Below are 15,369 nucleotides of genomic sequence, written 5' to 3' on the forward strand. Positions count from 1 at the left end.
CGCCCGCCAAAGTGGGAAGCAGGTGGGAAGACTGTGGTCGTGGACTATGACGATCTGATCGACCGCCTCGGCCTCGCCGCCAAGATCCGCCTGCTCACCGGCGCCGACATGTGGTCGCTGCCCCCGCTGCCCGAGATCGGCCTGGAGCGGCTCGTGATGAGCGACGGCCCCATCGGCGTGCGCGGCGAGCAGTGGAGCTCGGCCGATCCCTCGATCGCCCTGCCGAGCCCCTCCGCGATGGCCGCGACGTGGGACGTGGAGCTGATCAGGCGGGCCGGGCTGCTGCTCGCCCAGGAGGCCCGCCGCAAGGGCGTGCACGTGCTGCTCGCCCCCACGCTCAACCTGCACCGCTCCCCGCTCGGCGGCCGGCACTTCGAGTGCTTCTCCGAAGATCCGCATCTGGCGGGCGAGATCGGCGCCGCCTACGTCGAGGGCGTCCAGGAGGGCGGCGTGGCCACCACGCCCAAGCACTTCGTGGCCAACGACTTCGAGACCGACCGCTTCACCGTGGACGTCCGGGTGAGCGAGCGGGCGCTGCGCGAGGTCTATCTGCGGCCGTTCGAGCGGGTCGTCGGGGCGGGCGCGTGGGGCGTCATGACCGCCTACAACGCCGTGAACGGCACCACCATGACCGAGCACGCCGACTTGGTGAACGGCGTGCTGAAGGGCGAGTGGGGGTTCGACGGGTTCGTGGTGTCCGACTGGACGGCCGTCCGCACGACCGAGGCCGCCGCCATGGGCGGCACCGACGTGGCCATGCCCGGCCCGGCGAGCCCGTGGGGCGAGCGCCTGGAGGCGGCGGTGCGGGAGGGGCGGGTGCCCGAGTCGATGATCGACGACCGCGTCCGCCGCATCCTGCGCCTGGCCGAGCGCGTCGGCGCCCTCGGCGGCGACCGGCGTCCCGCCCCGCCGCCGATCGACGGGGTGGCGCTGGCCCGCGAGGTGGCCACGCGCGGCTTCACCCTGCTGGCCAACGACGGCGTGCTGCCCCTGCGGGAGGCCGGGACGATCGCCGTGATCGGCTCGGCCGCCGCCGAGGCCCGCGTGATGGGCGGCGGCAGCGCCCAGGTCTTCCCCGACAGGGTCGTCTCCCCGCTGCGGGGGCTGGGCGAGCGGGCCGAGGTCCGCTACGCCCTCGGCACCGACCCACGCGTCCGCCTGGCGCCGATCGCCCGGCCTGCCAGGGCCGAGTTCCTCGACGGGCAGGGCCGCGTGCTGGCCGAGCGGGCGCTGGCGGGCACCGAGGCCCGCTGGCTCGGGCAGCTCCCGCCCGGCGTGGACGGCGACCGGCTCAAGGCGGTGCGATTGAGCACGGCGTACACGCCCGAGGTGTCGGGCGGGCACGAGCTGTCGGTGGCCGGGGTGGGCGCCTTCACCCTCACCGTGGACGGCGGGATCGTCTTCGACGAGATCGTCGAGCCGGAGGGCGGCGACCCTGCGGCGGCCTTCCTGTCGCCGCCTGAGCGGCGGGTGGGCGTGCCGATGACGGCCGGCCGGACGTATGAGCTGGCCGTGACGCACCCGGCGGGCATGTTCGGCGGCATGCCGTTCGTGTCGTTCACGCTGGGCCACGCCGACCCGACGCCGGGCGAGGAGGAGCTGATCGCGCGGGCCGTGAGCGCGGCGGCGGACAGCGATGTGGCGGTGGTCGTGGTCGGCACCACGCCCGAGGTGGAGAGCGAGGGCTTCGACCGGACCGGCCTCGGGCTGCCGGGGCGCCAGGACGAGCTGGTGCGCGCGGTCGCGGCGGCCAACCCGCGCACCGTGGTGGTGGTCAACGCGGGCTCGCCGGTCGAGCTGCCGTGGGCCGGCGACGTGGCGGCCGTGCTGCTCACCTGGTTCCCCGGGCAGGAGGCGGGTGCGGCGCTGGCCGACGTGCTGTTCGGGGACACCGAGCCAGGCGGGCGGCTGCCGACGACGTGGCCGGGGAGGCTGGAGGACGCGCCCGTGGTGAACGTGACGCCCGTGGACGGGGCGGTGGCGTACGAGGAGGAGGTGTTCGTCGGCTACCGGGCGTGGGAACGGTCGGGGCGCGCGCCCGCGTACTGGTTCGGGCACGGCCTGGGGTACACGACCTGGTCGTATGACTCCATCGCGGCCGAGGGCACCACGGTGAGCGTGGCCGTCACCAACACCGGGGCTCGCCCGGGACGCGAGGTCGTCCAGCTCTACGTCGCCGACGGGGCCGATCGGCGGCTGGCCGGGTTCGACGTGGTCGAGGCCGATCCGGGGCAGACCGTGATCGCGACGGTCTTCCTGGACGAGCGGGCCTTCCAGACCTGGTCGGGCGGCTGGCGCACGGTGCGGGGCGAGCACACGCTGGAGGCGTCCCACCACGTGGCCGACCCGCGCCTGTCGATCATCGTGAAGATCTAGTCACAAGGGGCGAAATGGCCGGGCCGCGTTTTCCATACTGCGGCAGTTGGTTTGTATCCTTCTGAGCATGGCAAAGTCCGAGGAACCAGAGAAGCCGGGGCGCCTCAAGCAGCTCCGCATGATCGCGCAGATCATCAAGCAGGCCAACCCCAAGGGGATGCCGATCGTCTTCCTTTCGGCGGTCGGCACGCTGGCTGTGGTCGTCGTGATCGGCCTGGTCACGGACTACTTGTGGTATTCGGTGTTCATCGGCATCCTGGCCGCGTTCACGGTGGGGTTGGTGGTCTTCGGGCAGCTCGCCCAGCGGGCCCAGTACTCGATCCTGCACGGCCAGACGGGCGCGGCGGCGGCGGTGCTGCAGGGCATGCGGGGCAACTGGCAGGTCACCCCGGCCATCGCGGTCAACCGCGACCAGGACCTGGTGCATCTCATCGTCGGCCATCCGGGCGTGGTGCTGGTGTCGGAAGGGCCGGGCAACCGGGTGGCCAAAATGCTGGCGGCCGAGAAGAAGCGGGTCGCGCGGGTGGTGCTGGGCGTCGAGATCTACGACGTGCAGTGCGGTGACGGCGAGGGGCAGGTGCCGCTCGGCAAGCTGCAGCGCCACATCATGAAACTGCCGCGCAACCTGAAGAAGCCGTCGGTCAACGAGGTGAAAGACCGCCTGCGTTCGCTGCCGAAGAACATGCCGATGCCCAAGGGCCCGATGCCCAAGGGCGCGCGCATGCCGCGCGGCCCCAAGATGCGCTAGTGCCGTCTCTGTCCTCCCGGGCCAACCGGGGCTGGTGGGACGACAACGCCGACGACTACCAGGTCGAGCACGGCGAGTTCCTGCGTGACACCGGGTTCATCTGGTGTCCTGAGGGTCTGGACGAGGCCGACGCGCACCTCCTCGGCGAGGTGCGCGGGCGGCGCGTGCTGGAGATCGGCTGCGGTGCGGCGCAGTGCGCCCGGTGGCTGGCCGGCCAGGGGGCGGAGGTGGCGGCGTTCGACGTCTCGCACCGCCAGCTCCGCCACTCCCGGCGCATCGACGAGGCCACCGGGAGTCGGGTTCCCGTGGTGCAGGCCGACGCCGAGGCGCTGCCGTTCGCCGAGGCGGTCTTCGACCTGGCCTGTTCGGCGTTCGGGGCGCTGCCGTTCGTGGCCGACCCGCTCGCCGTCCTGCGCGAGGTGCGCAGGGTGCTGCGGCCGGGCGGCCGGTTCGTGTTCTCGGTGAGCCATCCGATCCGATGGGCGTTCCCCGACGATCCGGGGCCGCACGGGCTCACCTCTGATCGGTCCTACTTCGACCGGTCACCGTATGAGGAGCGCGACGAGGACGGCGCCCTGACCTACGTCGAGCACCACCGGACGATGGCCGACTGGGTCAACCTGGTGGCGGCCTCGGGGCTGAGGCTGACGGGGCTGCTGGAGCCCGAGTGGCCGGAGGGGCACCAGCGGGTGTGGGGCGGCTGGAGCCCGCTGCGCGGCCGCCACATCCCGGGCACGGCCGTCTTCAGCTGCGCGAATTCCTAGCCGCCATGGTGTGGAAGATCTCCTTGGGCTCCCACGTGGTGTCGTCGAGCATCTTGACCACGCCGTAGGAGCCGAGGTCGGCCGCGCCGGTGCGGGTGTAGCCGGCGAAGGTGAACCAGAGCGCGGTCTCGACGCCCTCGGCCTCGAAGATGTCCATCAGCTCGGTGTAGTAGCGGACCTGCTCGCCCTCGTCGCGCACGGCGTCGCCGGGAACGATCCAAGCCGAGCCGCCGCGGTCCGCGGCCCCCGCGTAGGCGCAGGTGCCGAACTCGGTGACGGCGACGGGCTTGCCGTGCTTGAAGTGGGCGCGCAGCTCGTCCGCGAAGTCGTGGGCGTTGTAGGCGGCGCGGTAGGCGTCGATGCCGGCCACGTCGAACGGCGACCAGTCCATCTGCTCCCACGGCGCCGAGGCGTAGCTGAGCCGGCCGCCGAACAGCGGGCGCACGGTCTCGGCCACCCGCGCCATGGAGGCGTTGAAGCGCGGCATGATCTCCATCAGGGACGTCCACCAGGCGATGTCGGCGGTCGTCATCCGCTGGAGCCGGTCGCCGTAGGTGTCGCCCTCGATGTAGCCCTTGCCGAACGCGGTGATCTCGCAGCCCGTGACGAGCACGACCTCGGCGCCGTCGCGGCGCAGGGATTCGGCGCGCCCGGCGGCGTCGGCGAACAGGTCGAGCATCTCGTCCTCGGTGAGGTCGACGGGGAACGGCGCGAACCAGATCTCCAGGCCCTCGGCCGCGGCCCGCTCGGCGGCCACGGTGAGCCGCTCCGGGTTCCCGCCCGAGATCCTGACGGACTGGCAGTGCAGGTCGCGGGCGATCACGCGCATCTCGCGGGCGACGACGTCGGGGTCGAACGTCTTGCGTGAGAGGCCGTCACCCGGCAGGAACCCCGTGTCGTAGTTGATGCCATTTTTCATGATTTATGCCCTTCAAGCGATGAGAAGCCGTGCTCCAGAAGGTCGAAGGCCAGCTCGACCTCGTCCGCGAGGGGGCGCGCCGCCTCCTCCAGTGGCACCCCCGTGGAGAGCCGGTGGAAGAAGACCTCCTGCAGCGTGGTGATGGTGGCGGTGATCTGCCCGGCCATGAGCTGGGCGGCCAGGCCGAGCCCGGGCATGGCCTCGGAGAGCGCGGCGGCCAGCTCGTAACGCTGGCCCATGTGCGTCTGGTGGACCCCCGCGAGCAGGGCCGGGCTTGCCGAGATCACCCGGACCCTGGTGAGCATGCCTTCGACGTCCATCTCGCCGTCGTCCTGCCGGGACATCCCCCGGAAGTGCGCGCGCAGGGCGTCGAGCGGCGTCTGCCCCTCTTCGCGCCCGGCCACCACGGCGGCCGTGTCGTCCTTGACCGCGTCGAGAACCAGGCAGTCTTTGGTCGGGAAGTAGTTGAACAGCGTCACCTTGGCGACCCCGGCCGCCTCGGCGATCTCGTTGACGGTCACGGCCTCGTAGCCGCGCTCGTCGAACAGCCGCAGCGCCACCTCGGAGATCCGCTGCCGCGTCCGCTCCTTCTTCTGCTCCCTGAGCCCCGCCATCATCATGCGGACAGCGTAAACCATACCGAGTACATTTTTGAACCCGGTATGGTTTTTAACTGACTACATGCGGACGACCATCGTGTTGGAGGAACGGTCGTGCAGGCCGCGGTGGTCGCGATCCCAGACGAGGGCGGGCACGACCAGCCCGAGCAGCACGGTGCGGACCAGCACCGGCAGCCAGCGCGGGTTGCCGCCGTCCATCGCCGCGACCCTGACGCCCATCAGCCGGTGGCCGAACGTCTGGCCCATGGACCCGACCAGGATCAGGTACTGCAGGGCGAACACGGCGACGGGCGCCCACGGCGACTCGGCGGGGTTCGTCCGCAGGACCAACTGCACGACGACCCAGGTGCAGATCATCCAGTCGATCACCAGGGCGCCGATCCTGCGGCCCCAACCGGCGATCGATCCGCTGCCCTCCTCGGGCAGGCCCAGGCGCTGGCCCGGGTATCCGAGATCGACCCCGGCGGCCCGGAGCCCGCCCAGCCAGGTCTGCGTCCACCGAGGCTCGTTCCCGCTCATGCCCTCAACGGTATCCGGCCGGTGAGCCGGTCGGCTTCGTGACCCAACCGCGTCGCAAGGCGGCCATCATGTACGCCATGCCACACGGGGATGACCTTGACGCACAGTTCAACGAACTGGTCTCGCAGATCGGCACGGAAGAGCAGCGCAGAATGCGGGCCGCCGCCAGAAAGGGGGCACGGCAGCAGCAGGCCGAATGGGCCTTAGCCGGGCCACGACGGCGGGTGGGCCGGGGGTGGCTGGCGATGGCCGGGATCACGGTGGTGATCGTGGCCGCGGGGGTCGTCGTCACGTTCAGGCCCGACCTGCTCACCCCGTCGAGCCCGGCCATCAAGGACGCCGCGCCGATGGCCGAGAGCCCGCTCCCGGCACAGACGAGGCTGGCGGTCGCCAGCCCGCGACCCGTCGCGGGGCCCTTCGACGGGTCGCCGGCGGCGGAGTACGCGCAGGGGCGCGACGGGATCTCGATCCCCCAGGCCAAGGCCCTGGGCGAGCTGTCGAAGAAGGACGTGGCCGCCGGGCTGGAGCGGGCCCGCGACCTGCTGGCGGCGGCCTACCTCGACCGTCAGACGCTCATGGGCGGCGAGCCCGACGCCTTCGCCGAGGCCCTGTCCGCCGAGCAGCGATCATGGTTCCGCGAGGGCGAGCGGAACACCAGGCCGTGGGTGCTGAGCTTCGCGCCCAAGACGGTGGAGCTGGCGACCGACGTGATCAAGGTGAAGGGCAGCTCAAAGCTGTCGGCCTACCGGGAGGACGGGATCAGCGGCGCCAAGCTGGAGACCAACCACCTGATCGTGTACGCGATCCAGCGGCCTGGCCGGCCGGACACCTTGGTGCGTTTCGTCAAGCACCACCGCGGCACCGTCCTCATCTACCGCGACGAACAGGGCCTGGTCACCTGGATCCGCGATTGGAACAGCGACTCGACCCCGGTCGACTGCGAGGCGAAGGAGGACGGGTACGAGCACCCCGCGTTCCCCGGCTCCGACCCCGGCGGCGAACGCCCCGTAACGGGCGAGATCGCCGACCCCTACGACCTCAACGAACCCCAGCTCAAGGGCGAGTGCGCCAGCGCCAAGCGGACATGACCCGCCCTTGGTGTGATCTTGAATGACCCTGACCCTGCGTAACATGTGCGAAACAATCGAGACACCGTACGGAAACCGCCACGCCCTAGCGTCGCAATGATGGCCAGTCCCCAGGGAGGTTCGAGAGTGTTCAACTCCGCCGACGACGTCCTGAAGTTCATCAGTGACGAAGGGGTGCAGTTCGTCGATGTCAGGTTCACCGACCTGCCGGGGACGACTCACCACTTCACCTTCCCGGTAGAGAACTTCAGCGCGAGCGTCTTCACCGACGGACTCATGTTCGACGGCTCGTCGATCCGCGGATTCCAGGCGATCCACGAGTCCGACATGCTCCTGCTGCCCGACCCGACCAGCGCCGTGCTCGACCCGTTCCGCCAGCACAAGACGCTGAACATCAACTTCTTCGTGCACGACCCGCTGACGGGCGAGGCCTACAGCCGCGACCCGCGCAACGTCGCCCGCAAGGCCGAAGAGTTCCTGCGGGGCACCGGCATCGCCGACACGGTCTACTTCGGGCCCGAGGCCGAGTTCTACATCTTCGACGATGTGCGCTTCGAGACCAAGCAGAACGCCGGCTACTACTACATCGACTCCATCGAGGGCGCCTGGAACACCGGCAAGGCCACCGAGGGCGGCAACCTCGGCTACAAGCCGCGCTACAAGGGCGGCTACTTCCCGGTCCCGCCGATGGACCACTTCACCGACCTGCGCTCCGAGATGGTGCGCAACCTCATCGAGTGCGGCATCGACGTCGAGATGCAGCACCACGAGGTGGGCACGGCCGGCCAGGCCGAGATCGACTTCAAGTTCGGCACGCTGCTCAAGACGGCCGACCAGTTGATGCTCTACAAGTACGTCATCAAGAGCACGGCCCTGGAGTACGGCCACACGGTGACGTTCATGCCCAAGCCCATCTTCGGCGACAACGGCTCCGGCATGCACTGCCACCAGTCGCTGTGGAAGGACGGCTCGCCGCTCTTCTACGACGAGGTCGGCTACGCGGGCCTGTCCGACACGGCCCGCTACTACATCGGCGGCCTGCTCAAGCACGCCCCGTCGCTGCTGGCCTTCACCAACCCGACGGTCAACTCCTACCACCGTCTGGTCCCCGGCTACGAGGCCCCGGTCAACCTGGTCTACTCGCAGCGCAACCGGTCGGCCTGCGTCCGCATCCCGATCACCGGCTCCAACCCGAAGGCCAAGCGCATCGAGTTCCGGGTGCCCGACCCGTCCTGCAACCCGTACTTCGCCTTCTCGGCGATGCTGATGGCGGGCATCGACGGCATCCGCAACAAGATCGAGCCGCCGGAGCCCGTCGACAAGGACCTCTACGAGCTGCCGCCCGAGGAGGCCCGCAACATCCCGCAGGTGCCCGGCTCGCTCACCGACGTGCTCAACGCGCTGGAGAACGACCACGACTACCTGCTCGAGGGCGGGGTGTTCACGCCCGACCTGATCGAGACGTGGATCGCCTACAAGCGGGAGAACGAGGTCGACCCGATCCGGCTGCGGCCGCACCCGCACGAGTTCGAGCTCTACTACGACGTGTGACGGCGGGGTTTTCCGACCTCGGCGATCTTCTTGAGAACCGGGCCCTGAGCTGGGAAAACGTTGTCGTCACTTGTCGTTACTGAGCAACCTCAGAGGTAACAGAAGGGCCCGGCGCCATGATCGGCGTATTCCAGGGGTCGTCGCAACACGTTGATCACCTACTGGTAGCTAGGAGAACAGCAAGACGCTCGGCTGGGGGTATCCAGTCGAGCGTCTTCGCCTAAGGCAGTCACGACGCGATGGTGTGGGTGAAAGCCTTGTCATCGGGCAAACCGTGGCTTGCCGCTGATCGACCTTGTAGCTGCTGGGTTCGGCGCAGCTGTTCTCACTCGTGGCGCATCGCTTGGATGACCTTGCGCAGGTGCGTGTGCAGTTCGTCTTCTTCGCCATCGCCAAGGGCGGCCATGGCGGCGGGGAAGGCGTCGGTAAGGTCGACCATGACGTCGAGCACGACCTCGTCCATGAACTCGCTGAAGGACTCGGGTCCTGTCTTGGACCGCGCGCTGTCCAGCCGTGGTTTGTTCACCAGGGCCTGGGCGAGTCGGCGTAAGTCGTTGAAGGCAAGCTGTGTGTGCTGGTTCCAGGGCTGGCTTTCGTCGAAGCGTTGCTCGTCGAACTCTTCGATCTTCATCTTGATGATCGGGCGCTGTTCCGCCGTCGCCGAGATGTCCGGACGCATGACGATCCCTTCCGCGAAGTTTCCCGGAATGTCTGGCAGGCCGTGCAGGCGTGGCACTCGTGTGGGAAACCGCAGTGGCAGGGCGTCGAGCTCGTGTCTGGGGGCCCTGCCGAGCATGGGCACTACGTCGAGTCCGGCAGCCGCCGCCACGGCTGCCACGTCGGTGTAGGGCAGCAGGAGGCCGGCGTCGTCGGGATGGTCGTGCCGGAGCACATCAAAGAGCGCGAAGCGCAGGCCCGGGCTGTACCAAACCCCGGTCTGCACCGCGCTGACCCCGGGCATCGGCTCAACGTCGGTATGTGGATAGTGGCCGCCGTGCAACTCTCCATAGATACGCACGACCTTGCCGCCCAAAGACAATGCCGCCCTGGCCGCTTGTTCCAGTTCGCCGCGCAGCAGTTGCCAGCCGAAGAATGCCTCCTCTCTGCGCAGCCATGCCTTGCGTTTACCGATGCGGAGTTCCCGGCCGTCGTAGGCGATGACCAGCTGCGCTCCGTGGATCTTCTCAGTCGCGATCCAGATGCCGTTGGCGGCGACGGCGGCGCTCGAGGCAACGGGGATCTTGGGGAAAGGCACATGACGCATGGCAGAAGTCTCGATGTCCGCACAACGTCCCCAAAACTGTTTTTCGCCCCGGACGGCCAAAGTGGGACTAGGTGCTTGCGGCGAGCAGCATAGCGAGAAGCTCTGCTGGGGTGTCCCAGTCGAGCGTTTTGCGTGGTCTGGCATTCAGCTCGGCGGCGACGGCGTCGAGCTGCTCACGTGTGTGAACCGATAGGTCGGTGCTCTTGGGGAAGTATTGGCGGAGCAGGCCGTTGGTGTTTTCGTTGGAGCCTCGCTGCCATGGGCTGGCCGGGTCGCAGAAGTAGACCGGGATGTCGGTTGTGAGGGTGAAGGCGCCGTGGGAGCCCATTTCTGATCCCTGGTCCCAGGTGAGGGATCGCAGCAGGTGGGGTGGCAGGGGCCGTGACGGTCTGGGTGAGGGCTTCGCGCATCCGTTCGGCGCTGCGGCCGTGCGGCCGAACTCGCGCGCGATCTCCCGGATCGACGCCTTCTCCCGCACCCGGTCGGTGATGTGGATCCGCTCGGTCTCGTTCAGGTAGCGGCCACGCACGTCTGGGGGCGTCGCCGATGTGATCGGTAGCGCCCCCACGTTCTTGCCGGTCGGATTGCGTCCGTTACGCCATCGTCGTCCGGTCCGGGAGTTGATGCCGACGATCCGGCATGCCTCCTCGTTACTCAAGCCCTGCTGCACGAGCCGCAAGTATGCCGCCCGCTCACGGGAAAGAGCCCTGCGCCCCCGAGTACTGTCGACGACGCGTGAAGTCCATCGCATCCCCTCAACTGGGATGTTGCGACGACTACTCGAAGAGAAGATCCGGCGTCGGGCCCTTCTGCGCTGGCGTAGACGGTCGTCAGAGGCACCGCCAAGCGCTCCGCAAGACCCTCCGGGCTGCCACCGGTCCCCCCCCATGGAACTGTTTGTCAGACGAGCACGCCGTGATCACCGGGAAGCCCTCCGCCGCATGGGTCTCGCCGGATGATCAGGCAGTTCCCGGTGCGTTAAGGATCATGACCCATTCCGGACATCCCAAATTGGTGATCGAAATCTACGGTCCTGAGTCACCAGCCACGATCACTCTCGGAGGAGATCTCTGTGAAGTTTGCCAAGATCGGCATCACTGCTGCGGCTCTGGTGGGTGCCAGCATCGCTCCGCTCACCCTCACCGCCAGCCCCGCCAATGCCGCCACCTGCAGCGGCTCGCTGATCAACACCATCGCCGTGAAGAACGGCAGCACGACCTACGGCACACTGAAGCTCTACTACAACTCCTCCTCGGGCAACAACTGCGCCCGGCTCGACCGCGTGGTGAACTACGGGACCCAGAAGGGCATGATCCTCTCCTTGTACGCCTGCGGCAGCGGCTGGTCCGTGAGCAAGTGCCACCAGGACTACTACGACATCGACCAGGACAGCGGCCAGTTCGGCCAGTACGCCGGACCGGTGACGGTCTACGGCAAGGGCCGCTGCATCCAGGTCCAGGCGAACGTTCAGGCCGCGAACAACTCGTGGGCCAACTACAACAGCCCCGTCTTCCACTGCGGCTGACCAGGCATCAGCCGTGCCCGCTGACGCGCGTTCCGCATGCGTGCCGCGCGTCAGCGGGCTCCTGTCAGCTCAAGTGACGCCAGAAGAGCGGCTGGTTGTCGCCTTGGCCACCGTCTACGAGATGCGCGCGAGCGCCATTCGCCATCTGACCCTTGACGACATCGACCTGCCCAGGCGGCAGATCCGGCTCAGCGGTCATCACAAGAAGCTGTCCGAGTTCGCGCACCGCGCCCTCGTCGGCTGGTTGCATGATCGCCAACGCAGGTGGCCGCATGCGCCCAACCGCCATGTTCTGATCTCGTGGAAGTCCGCTGCCGGCACCGAGCCGTTAACGACTACCACCTGACCTGGCACCTGCTGCTTCTCGGCGTCCAGCTTGAGCAGATCCGCGGTGACCGTGTCCTCCAGGAAGCACTCGTGGTCAACGCGGATCCGTTGCACCTGGAGCTGGTCTTCAACCTCAGTCCGCAGACCGCCATCGAGGACGCGGACATCGCCCGAAGCCTGCTGGAGCGCCCTATCGAGACTGGTAGAGCCGAGCTCACCTGACTTGATCAGGCTGTCGAAGCTCCTGTTGAGCGCGACGAAATGGGGTCCTGACTCGCTTTCGATGATCAGCTACTCAGGGTGATGCCGAGTCTGGACGGGACGTCAGTGGCCTTGGACGTCGAAGACGGCCTTGGAGAAGTCGCGGGCAGCGAGGTGGTCCCGGCGTATGCCCCAGATGATGTGCGCCCCGTCGCCCCAGATCATGTGGTCCGTCTCGTCCAGTTGCAGGAGCAGCACCCACTGACGGGCTTCGGCATAGAACGACTCCTCGCCGTACCAGCCCGCACCCTGACGTTCGGCGGCAACGGCCTCGAACGGCGACTGCAGAACCATGGCGTGGCCGCCGACCTGGTGCCGTGAGCCATGGTGGCGATGCTCATACTCGCCGACCACTTCCATGAATTCTCGTCCGGCCGACACATGCCTCCACACCGCCGCAACCACCGCCGAGTCGCCGCCAAAGGCTTCAGCTAGCTCCGGCTGGACATTGTCCGGCCAGGTGAGCACGGTTCGCGCGGTAAGCAACTCCTCCGGATGAGCCCAGCCTTCGGACTGCCGAAGCGTGGGCGTCCCAGCAGGCACATAGATCACGGCATCGCCGTCACCCTCGAACTCGACGAAGAACAGCAGCGCGCCATCCTCGGGTAGCTCGATGTCGACCTCATACGTGGCCAGTCGCGCGCAGTCGAGGGTGGCGACGAGCGACAGCGGACGCGAACTCGGGCCGACAGGCCAAGGCGCACCTTCCGGTAGGTCCGCAGCTCCGCCCAGTCGCCCAACCACCGGCTGGTGATCCTGAGCGATCGACAGCTGGACCGCCGGACGCAACAGCGCGAGCAGTCGGTCGGCGGTGTCGGCGGGCAGATGGGCTCGGGCGAGGTCGGCGAAGTTCGTCATGCCCGGGGATCATGCCACGGTGCACCGACGTTTAGTCCCCTTGAGGATGTTTCGTCCGCCCTGCATCAGGCTGGGACAGCGGGGCTCCTGGCGCGCTTCTCAGCTGTTTCGCGCGTAACGGACTCACGCTGGCCCAGCGGCATGCTCGTCGCAGCAACGCGCCTTACGCACTCGTCGCTCAACACCGTGGAGGCCGTGTTGAGCTGAACTCAACCTGATCCTGATCACGAGCTGTCGAAACCCCGTGGCCCCTCATCCATCATGAAGACCTTCATTCACGCTGAACCCGCGGGGAACGCACGGGCACGTTATTACGAATGCGAGGTAACGATCTCGGTGGGCAACGCGTTCTCCGCGAAAACGCAGCTCGATGGTCATCCAGGTGAACCGCTGGCATCACACCATAGATTCACGGGCCCGCCCGCATCTAAGTGGGTGAGACCCGAGGAGAACCTTTGCACCCCGACCAGCAGCGAGACTTCACCGAGTTCGTCACCACCCGCTCCGACAGTCTGATCAGGCTCGCCTACCTCTTGACCAATGATCAGCACGCCGCCGAGGACCTGCTCCAGACGGCACTGGCCAAGACTGCCGGACACTGGCGGCGAATCCGCGACAGTCCGGAGGCGTACGTGCGCCAGGTCATGTACCACGAACAGGTCGGTCGCTGGCGAAGTTCGCGCTGGTCCCGCGAACGGCTGGTCCTGTCGCCTCCTGACCGGGCCACGAATGACCGGACTCACGAGGTCGAGACGCGCATCACCCTGGCCCAGGCGTTACGAATCCTGCCGGCGCGTAAAAGGGCGGTCCTGGTGCTTCGTTACTACGAAGACCTCTCGGAGTCCGAGGTCGCCAAGATCATGGGCTGTTCGATAGGGACCGTACGTAGCCAGACCCACCAGGCCATCGCCCGGTTGCGCGAACTGATCGGCAAGACCATCACGTTGGAGGCCTGAGATGACTATCGACGAACAGCAGATATCTGCGGAACTGCGACTGATGGCGGACGAGGCCAGGCCCATTGACGCGCTCGCCTACGCCAGACAGGCACGGATCGGCTCCCTGCGGCGTCGGCGCATGGCATTGTCAGTCGCCGGGCTGGCCGCAGCTGCTTCGGTGATCGCCTCTGTGGTCGTAATGACTTCCGGAGGCTCCGGCCAGGTCACCGCGGCGGAGGTGGAACGCCTGCCGGACAACACCCCTCAACAGTTGCAGACCGTGCGAGAGTGCATGCCCAAGGGAGGTCCGGTGCACAACATGGACGGTAACCGGCGCCTCCCCGAATACGGCGCTGTCAAGGACTTCCGGCTGCTGGTGGAGTACCGGGACACGGGCGGGTCGACCGCTCTGGTCGGCAGCCAGTCCGGCTTTGTCCTGTGCACGCCGACCACGCAGAAGGATTTCGCGGAGCTAGCGGTCTTCACCTACTGGGGGTTCAAGGCTCCAGGGAACATGACCGGCTTCTCTGGCGCCCTTCAAGTGGACGCCCACACCTCGCATACCCACTCGTATGCGGTGGGGCCGGAGCGGATCCAGAAGGACGACACATACCGGGTCATCGTTGGCCGGGTCAAAGCGGACGTGCGACGGGTCGAGATCGACTGGGCGGACGGGCGGCGTACCGATGCGCGCGTGGCCAACGGCTTCTTCATCGCCCGGGTGCCGGGGAGATCGGTCCCGGACCCCGCTGGTGGCAAGGACGCGCTTGGCAAGCCCTTCACCATCCTGGATTCGCCACCGGTCACGGTGACCGCCTATGGCCCGCAGGCCCAAATCCTCGAGCAGGACAAGGACGTGGCGTTCGGACCATTGGGCCGGAAAAGCGACTGACCTGGCACCGCTGAGCGTCCCAGGTGCGGTGGGTGATAGGTCCCGCAGCCCGACCTGACCGCCGACTACCGAGGCCACTGGGAGGTGGGCGGCGTCTACCGCAAGGGCCACACGCCGAAGGACCTCTGGCCCCTCATGCGGGCAACCCAGCACGAGGGCCGCCGCCGGGCGCTCATCACCAACGCCCCAGTGCCTCCTGTCCTGGTAGAACAGCTCCCCAACGCCCTATGGAGGGCGGCGGAGTGACGAGACGACATGGCCGAGAACGCCGGGCACACCCCCCGGCATCAGAAGAGATCCGCCTCACGAAAGAGCAACGCCATGACGGCTGAACCAGCCATCACCACCCCCGCACCCGCACTGGAGCCCGTGTGGTTCCTCGAACTGGAGCTCACCAACCGCTGCCAGCTCAGGTGCCGCCGCTGCTACTCCCAGTCGGGCCCCACGAAGGGACACGGCGCCATGACCCGCGCTGACCGGGAACGGTTGCTCGACACCGCCCCTGCCGCCGGTATCACCAGAGTCCAGTTCTTGAAGCGCTCCCCACGACTAATGTCGGGGGATTCCAGCCAGCTCAGGCTCCGTCTGTGCGGTGGCCTGGGCTGCTGTTGCTTGGCGGTTTGCCTTGCGGCCCACGCGGTTGCGTGGTTTGCGCGCCCCAGCTCGCACACCCGGACTGGGCTGCACGAACTCCGCCCTCCCGGCGGTGAGGATGTTCT

15 protein-coding genes and 2 pseudogenes are annotated in these 15,369 nt (G+C 67.8%); 10 read left to right on the forward strand and 7 right to left on the reverse strand.

Annotation, left to right across the window (positions count from 1 at the left end):
* Nucleotides 1-39 precede the first annotated feature (39 nt).
* From ACFOY2_RS11065 to ACFOY2_RS11075, 3 genes are all read left to right on the forward strand, one after another.
* The gene (locus ACFOY2_RS11065) at nucleotides 40-2,376 is read left to right on the forward strand and encodes a beta-glucosidase family protein (RefSeq protein WP_379527862.1); all 2,337 of its coding nucleotides are present in this window, start codon (nucleotides 40-42) and stop codon (nucleotides 2,374-2,376) included.
* 67 nt (nucleotides 2,377-2,443) lie between these two features.
* Nucleotides 2,444-3,124 (forward strand): DUF4191 domain-containing protein, encoded by a 681-nt coding sequence (locus ACFOY2_RS11070; RefSeq protein WP_379527863.1) that lies wholly within the window; start codon nucleotides 2,444-2,446, stop codon nucleotides 3,122-3,124.
* Complete coding sequence (locus ACFOY2_RS11075) at nucleotides 3,124-3,888, forward strand: class I SAM-dependent methyltransferase (RefSeq protein ID WP_379527864.1); 765 nt, start codon at nucleotides 3,124-3,126, stop codon at nucleotides 3,886-3,888. Before ACFOY2_RS11070 ends, ACFOY2_RS11075 begins: the two co-directional genes overlap by 1 nt.
* On the opposite strand, the gene ACFOY2_RS11080 is transcribed toward ACFOY2_RS11075, so the two are convergent.
* Genes ACFOY2_RS11080 through ACFOY2_RS11090 form a run of 3 tightly spaced genes read right to left on the reverse strand, consistent with a single transcriptional unit; the run spans nucleotide 3,869 to nucleotide 5,946 of the window.
* A complete protein-coding gene (locus ACFOY2_RS11080; RefSeq protein WP_379527865.1) occupies nucleotides 3,869-4,807 on the reverse strand; it encodes a hypothetical protein in 939 nt (312 codons plus the stop codon). The two genes, ACFOY2_RS11075 and ACFOY2_RS11080, sit on opposite strands and share 20 nt — an antisense overlap.
* Nucleotides 4,804-5,445 (reverse strand): TetR/AcrR family transcriptional regulator, encoded by a 642-nt coding sequence (locus ACFOY2_RS11085; protein ID WP_379527866.1) that lies wholly within the window; start codon nucleotides 5,443-5,445, stop codon nucleotides 4,804-4,806. The genes ACFOY2_RS11080 and ACFOY2_RS11085 overlap by 4 nt, the downstream gene beginning before the upstream one ends.
* Before the next feature lie 39 nt (nucleotides 5,446-5,484).
* On the reverse strand, nucleotides 5,485-5,946 hold the full coding sequence (locus tag ACFOY2_RS11090) for an RDD family protein (RefSeq protein ID WP_379527867.1): 462 nt from the start codon (nucleotides 5,944-5,946) through the stop codon (nucleotides 5,485-5,487).
* 77 nt (nucleotides 5,947-6,023) lie between these two features.
* Between ACFOY2_RS11090 and ACFOY2_RS11095 the strand changes: the two genes are divergently transcribed.
* Nucleotides 6,024-7,034, forward strand: coding sequence for a hypothetical protein (locus tag ACFOY2_RS11095; RefSeq protein ID WP_379527868.1), 1,011 nt, complete (start codon nucleotides 6,024-6,026; stop codon nucleotides 7,032-7,034).
* Between the two features lie 126 nt (nucleotides 7,035-7,160).
* Complete coding sequence (glnA, locus tag ACFOY2_RS11100) at nucleotides 7,161-8,585, forward strand: type I glutamate--ammonia ligase (RefSeq protein WP_379527869.1); 1,425 nt, start codon at nucleotides 7,161-7,163, stop codon at nucleotides 8,583-8,585.
* Between the two features lie 325 nt (nucleotides 8,586-8,910).
* Here glnA and ACFOY2_RS11105 read toward each other — a convergent pair whose 3' ends face one another.
* The 3 genes and pseudogenes from ACFOY2_RS11105 to ACFOY2_RS11115 all read right to left on the reverse strand — a co-directional run.
* Entirely contained in the window at nucleotides 8,911-9,849 is a 939-nt protein-coding gene (locus tag ACFOY2_RS11105) for an RNA ligase family protein (protein WP_379527870.1), read from the reverse strand.
* A gap of 67 nt (nucleotides 9,850-9,916) precedes the next feature.
* A pseudogene (locus ACFOY2_RS11110) lies at nucleotides 9,917-10,283 on the reverse strand (IS30 family transposase); the annotation flags it as partial.
* Between the two features lie 170 nt (nucleotides 10,284-10,453).
* Nucleotides 10,454-10,738, reverse strand: a pseudogene (locus ACFOY2_RS11115) (hypothetical protein); the annotation flags it as partial.
* A 183-nt stretch (nucleotides 10,739-10,921) separates the two neighbouring features.
* Between ACFOY2_RS11115 and ACFOY2_RS11120 the strand changes: the two are divergent.
* From ACFOY2_RS11120 to ACFOY2_RS11130, 3 genes are all read left to right on the forward strand, one after another.
* Entirely contained in the window at nucleotides 10,922-11,374 is a 453-nt protein-coding gene (locus ACFOY2_RS11120) for a hypothetical protein (RefSeq protein ID WP_379527871.1), read from the forward strand.
* 73 nt (nucleotides 11,375-11,447) lie between these two features.
* Nucleotides 11,448-11,720 carry a hypothetical protein gene (locus tag ACFOY2_RS11125; RefSeq protein ID WP_379527872.1) on the forward strand — a complete coding sequence of 91 codons (273 nt, stop codon included), beginning with the start codon at nucleotides 11,448-11,450 and terminating at the stop codon, nucleotides 11,718-11,720.
* Nucleotides 11,675-11,923: a hypothetical protein gene (locus ACFOY2_RS11130; protein WP_379527873.1), complete on the forward strand. Its 249-nt coding sequence runs from the start codon at nucleotides 11,675-11,677 to the stop codon at nucleotides 11,921-11,923. The genes ACFOY2_RS11125 and ACFOY2_RS11130 overlap by 46 nt, the downstream gene beginning before the upstream one ends.
* Before the next feature lie 102 nt (nucleotides 11,924-12,025).
* Here ACFOY2_RS11130 and ACFOY2_RS11135 read toward each other — a convergent pair whose 3' ends face one another.
* On the reverse strand, nucleotides 12,026-12,820 hold the full coding sequence (locus ACFOY2_RS11135; protein ID WP_379527874.1) for a YwqG family protein: 795 nt from the start codon (nucleotides 12,818-12,820) through the stop codon (nucleotides 12,026-12,028).
* Nucleotides 12,821-13,275: 455 nt separating this feature from the next.
* On the opposite strand from ACFOY2_RS11135, the gene ACFOY2_RS11140 reads away from it, so the two are divergent.
* Both ACFOY2_RS11140 and ACFOY2_RS11145 read left to right on the forward strand, forming a co-directional pair.
* Nucleotides 13,276-13,776: a SigE family RNA polymerase sigma factor gene (locus ACFOY2_RS11140; RefSeq protein WP_379527875.1), complete on the forward strand. Its 501-nt coding sequence runs from the start codon at nucleotides 13,276-13,278 to the stop codon at nucleotides 13,774-13,776.
* A gap of 1 nt (nucleotide 13,777) precedes the next feature.
* The gene (locus ACFOY2_RS11145; protein ID WP_379527876.1) at nucleotides 13,778-14,650 is read left to right on the forward strand and encodes a hypothetical protein; all 873 of its coding nucleotides are present in this window, start codon (nucleotides 13,778-13,780) and stop codon (nucleotides 14,648-14,650) included.
* Nucleotides 14,651-15,369 lie beyond the last annotated feature (719 nt).

This window comes from Nonomuraea purpurea (genome assembly GCF_042650645.1).
In the GTDB taxonomy this organism is placed as follows: domain Bacteria; phylum Actinomycetota; class Actinomycetes; order Streptosporangiales; family Streptosporangiaceae; genus Nonomuraea; species Nonomuraea purpurea.